The organism is Actinocrinis sp. (assembly GCF_035605935.1).
Lineage (GTDB): Bacteria > Actinomycetota > Actinomycetes > Streptomycetales > Catenulisporaceae > Actinocrinis.
This window is the reverse complement of sequence record NZ_DATNGK010000114.1, coordinates 1-3,684: the sequence shown is the minus strand read 5'-3', so window position 1 is coordinate 3,684 and position 3,684 is coordinate 1. Positions and strand designations below refer to the sequence as shown.

The following is a 3,684-nucleotide window of genomic DNA, read 5'->3' as shown; positions in this document are numbered from 1 at the left end:
CGGTTTGGCGAGGTTGAGGTTGTTCACGACCACCGCTTTCGTGCCGAACAGCCCGGAGCGCGGCACCAGCTCGTTCATCCAGGCCCCGCCGCGCTTCGACGCCCGCGCGTAGAAGTCGCCGACGAACAGACCGAGCGGCGTGCCGTCCTCCTCGAAAACCTCGAAGACGCGCGCATCCGAGTGATACGCGACAAGATCTGTGCGCTCCTCGAACCGCAAGCCATAAATCCGCTGCGCCGCAAAGAAGACCCCGTCCCGCAGCACCCGCTCCAGCTCAAAATACGGCCGCAGATCAGAGGCATCCACGTCGAACTCGGCTTTGCGTACCTTCTCCGCGTAGAACTGCCAGTCCCACGGCGCGAACTCCTCCGCCGCGAACCCGTCAGCAGCGAACGCCGCGCGCAACGCCCCCGCCTCCCGCCGCGCATTCGCCACCGCCGGCTCCACGAGCTGCCGCAGCAGCGACTCAACAGCTGAGACCGACCCAGCCGTCTGCTCCGCGACCACATAGGCGGCGTGGCTGGGATAACCCAACAGCGCAGCGCGCTCTGCCCGCAGCCGCGCGATCCGTACCACGAGCGTGCGGTTTAGTACGGACCCGCGCCCGACCGACGCCTCGTACAGCCGCTGCCGCACCGGCCGCCGAGCCAGCGACGCGAGCAACTGCTGGTTCGACGGCAACTGAAGGCTCAGCAGATACTTGCCCGCGAGTCCATGCGCAGCCGCGTTCGAGGCCGCAGCGCTCACCGCGTCGTCCGACAACCCCTCCAAATCGGCGGCCGACTCAAGGATTACCGCCCGCGCTCGCGTGTCCTCGAACAGGTTCCGCTCGAACTCGGTGGCCAGCCGCGCCAGCTCGCCGTTCAGCTCCCGCAGCCGGTCCTTCGCCGCGGCGTCGAGCAGCGCTCCCGCCCGCACGAAGTCCGTGTAGTACCGCTCCACCAGCCGCGCACCCGCCACCGCGTCACCCCCGCGCCCAGCCTCACTCCCCTCGTTTCCCCCCAACTCGTCTCCGCGCCCCGCCCCGCTCTCCCGCAATCGCTCATACACGGCCCGCACCCGCGCGAACAGCGCGGCGTCCAGATGAATCGCGTCCTCGTGCGCGGCTAGCCGAGGCCCGAACTCGGCCTGCAACGCCTGCACCCCCGGCGTCGTATCCGCCGCCGCCTGGTTGTAAAACACGCGCAGCACCCGCTGCAGCGCCTGCCCCGAGCGCTCCAGCGCCAGCACCGTGTTGTCATACGACGGTTCCTCGAGCGCGCCGGTCAGAGCCGCAATCTCCGCCAGTTGCGCGGCCATCCCCTGCTCGATCGCGGGGCCATAGTCCGACTCGCGAATCGAGGCGAACGGCGGCAGCTGATACGGCAGGTCGCTCGCCGCTAGGAAGGGGTTGGTGCGCATGTCCGAGTCGGCATCCGAGTCCATGCGCCGACCCTAGCCGCACCCGCCCGATCTCGGCCCAGCCCAGCACCAGCCATATCGATTTGGCCGGACCCCAGCCCGTCACCTATGCTTGACCCCGTTGCCGAGCGCGAGCCCGCCAACCCCACCTGGCCCCGTTGTGTAGCGGCCTAGCACGCTGCCCTCTCAAGGCAGTAGCGCGGGTTCGAATCCCGTCGGGGCTACCAGGGCAAGACCAGGCCAGATGCTTTCTGGCCTGGTCTTTCGTTTTCCTCGAACGCTGCGATGTAAACCAAATAGCACGCTGCCTCTGCCAGGCAGGAGTGTCACGTGCGGTAACCAGCGCTCAAGTTCAGCGCGAGCCTTTTGGCCTGCGCTTTTCAATGTAGCGCGCCGAATGACCCGATCTTCAGAGCGGAGATCGAGCTTCCGGTTGTAGACGCCTGCGGCCAAATAGTGGCCAAGATCACGCGGTCATCGAACCGTATTTGTCAGGCATCGATTCCATCAGGCCGTTGCATCCATCGTGTAGGTCCGAGGTACGCGTTCTTATTTCCGCGGCCTGCCAGGGCTGAGAGGCCGGCCGCAGCAGCCGACAGCCGAGTCGTGTCCTACGGCACGGCGCTCCGGCTTTCCGCGCCGACGAAGCGGCAGTACATTGAAGGCGTCACCCCGGACCCCGGCGGCGCGCTCTCCATGGCGATCGTGAATCCTCCGCGACGGTTCGGGGTTCTTCACGCGTGCGTACCGATTCGGCGCTCACCGGCACAAAGGAGCATGCCGGATCGCGAGAACACCGTCGCCTTCGCAGACACTCCACCACAGGCGGCGTCGGTGTACGCGTTGATCTTCGTGCTCTTGGTCCCCTTCATCATGCTCGGCATGGTCGTGGGCCTGTTCTGGTGGGAGGAGCGCATGCTGCCTTCGACCGAGCGCAGCCTGACCGCCACCCTGATGCAGTCGACATCTGACCTTCCGGCAGCAGAGTTCCCTTCAGTAGAGGGCGCAGAGCGCTTCGCGGCGGTGGACGGCAGCGTATTAGCGCCCTCACTTACTGACTCGGCAGAACCCGCGGACTTCTCCACGGCGACCGCGCCGAGTGCCGCCGACCCTCGCCTGATTTCCCATCCCGCGGTTTCCGGGCCGGCGCGGCTCGCCTATGGCTGGCCAGGGGCACGGCGTGTGCGAAGCAGCGAGCCGTCAGGCTCTCGTCGACGACTGTCGGACCGATCTTACAATGGGCACCGAGATCATCGTTGATCCGCGCGGCGTCCAGCTTGCACCGTCGTACCAGTGCGCCGCGGGTCGCGGTGGTATGGATCGGGCTCAATCTGGGCGAGTTCGCATGGCACTGGGATGCGTACCCGTTCATCCTCTTGAACCTGCTGTTCTCTACGCAGGCCGCGTACGCGGCGCCGGTGATCCTGCTGAGCCAGAACCGGCAGGCCGACACCGACGCACACAGCGCGCTGCCGCTGTATCGGGCAGAGCGGAACCGATGCCGAGCAGACACTCAACGATCCAGGGCGCGACCTCACCCCACCACCCAAACACAGCAGTGCCCGCACCCGCGACTGCGCACAGCTAGGGGATCACATGCTTATCAGCGTCATCATCGCGGCCGTCGCCGCGATCCTGCTCTCGACCTTGGCAGCGCTCGGTTGGGTGGGCCACGAGAGGCGTAGCCTGCGCAAGTCCTTCGGTGCTGAATACGAGACGGTGGCGCAGGAGAAGGACACCAAACAGGAGGTTGACCGGGAACTGCTGCGCCGCAAACGCTTGCATGACAAGTTGCGCCTGCGCGCGATCAGTGTGGTCGACCAGGAGTACTACACGACTTCATGGGCGCGCCTTCAGGTCGGGTTCCTCGATGACCCGGCGCTCGCTCTGAGCACCGCCCGGCAGTTGGTCTCGCAGCTGCTTACCGCGAGGGGCTATCCCGGCGACGATGCGGACGAGCGGCTTGCCCTGCTCTCCGTCAAGCACGCGGACACCCTGGCGGACTATCGCCGGGCGCAGCGGATCAGCGAGCACGTGCGGACGAAGTCCGTGACCACACCGATCGAGGAGATACGCCAGGCGCTGCTGAGCTACCACACTCTTTTCAACGAGCTGATGGCAGTTCCGGGCGCACTGGCAGTCCGCCGATGATCAGGCCGAATCCGTTCTTCGCGCGTTGACAATCGTCTGCTGCGGGTGGCGTCGTAGTTCGGCGTCGTCGTCGAGCAGCGCGCTGGCAGTCTGCTTGTTGCCCAGGTCGCTCGCCGCGTCCATCAGCTGCGC

Annotated in this window: 3 protein-coding genes, 1 tRNA gene and 1 pseudogene; 4 read left to right on the top strand and 1 reads right to left on the bottom strand. The window is 66.4% G+C overall.

Going from position 1 to position 3,684, the window contains the following annotated elements:
• The coding region (locus VN779_RS09935) for a M3 family metallopeptidase (protein WP_325722168.1) at positions 1-1,425 on the bottom strand (1,425 nt) is incomplete at its 3' end.
• A gap of 127 nt (positions 1,426-1,552) precedes the next feature.
• Here VN779_RS09935 and VN779_RS09930 point away from each other — a divergent pair.
• The 4 genes and pseudogenes from VN779_RS09930 (at position 1,553) to VN779_RS09915 (ending at position 3,552) form a co-directional block, all read left to right on the top strand.
• Positions 1,553-1,628: transfer RNA gene (locus VN779_RS09930), tRNA-Glu, on the top strand.
• Positions 1,629-2,007: 379 nt separating this feature from the next.
• Positions 2,008-2,661 (top strand): hypothetical protein, encoded by a 654-nt coding sequence (locus VN779_RS09925; RefSeq protein WP_325722167.1) that lies wholly within the window; start codon positions 2,008-2,010, stop codon positions 2,659-2,661.
• A 50-nt stretch (positions 2,662-2,711) separates the two neighbouring features.
• Positions 2,712-2,918, top strand: a pseudogene (locus VN779_RS26420) (DUF1003 domain-containing protein); the annotation flags it as partial.
• Between the two features lie 79 nt (positions 2,919-2,997).
• Positions 2,998-3,552: a hypothetical protein gene (locus VN779_RS09915; RefSeq protein ID WP_325722166.1), complete on the top strand. Its 555-nt coding sequence runs from the start codon at positions 2,998-3,000 to the stop codon at positions 3,550-3,552.
• Positions 3,553-3,684 lie beyond the last annotated feature (132 nt).